General features: G+C 60.9%; 1 protein-coding gene. It reads left to right on the top strand.

Annotation, left to right across the window (positions count from 1 at the left end):
* Positions 1-596: endonuclease/exonuclease/phosphatase family protein (locus tag B879_RS24295; RefSeq protein ID WP_040401668.1), on the top strand; the 596-nt coding region annotated here is incomplete at both ends.

The raw sequence follows: 596 nt of genomic DNA, 5'->3' as shown, positions 1-596 counted from the left end.
GTGGGTGCGACGCCCGCGGCGCCGCCAACAGCGAAAACCTCGCACGCCAGCAGGCCAAGATCGTCTCGGCCCTGAACAAGTTCGACGCCGACGTCGTGGTCTTGGAAGAGATCGAAAATTCCGCCCGCTTTGGGTTGGACCGCGATGACGCGCTGGCCACCTTGGTGGATGCGCTGAACCAGGCTGCAGGAACGCAGCAGTGGAAGTACGTACCAAGCCCCTCATCGGTTCCGGCCGACGAGGATGTCATCCGCACCGCGATGATCTACAAGGCCGACGCCGTGAAAACCATCGGTAAATCGACCATCTTGGAAGACCCAGCATTTTATAACGCCCGCGAACCCTTAGCGCAGGCCTTCCAGCGTGTGGGTGGCAACTCCAAGACCCGCTTCCTGGCGGTGGCCAATCACTTCAAGTCCAAGGGATCGGATCCCCAGGACGGTTCGGACAACGCGGATAAGGGAGATGGCGCAGGGGCATGGAATGCCGCGCGTGTTGATCAGGCAGAGGCCCTGGTGCGGTTCGCCCAGGGACTGAAAAAGAAGCACAACACCAACAAGGTGCTGTTGGCCGGCGATTTCAACTCGTACTCCGCC

This window comes from Cecembia lonarensis LW9 (assembly GCF_000298295.1).
GTDB classification, from domain to species: Bacteria; Bacteroidota; Bacteroidia; order Cytophagales; family Cyclobacteriaceae; genus Cecembia; species Cecembia lonarensis.
Note: the sequence above shows the minus strand (reverse complement) of the source record. Positions and strands in the feature narration are given on the sequence as shown.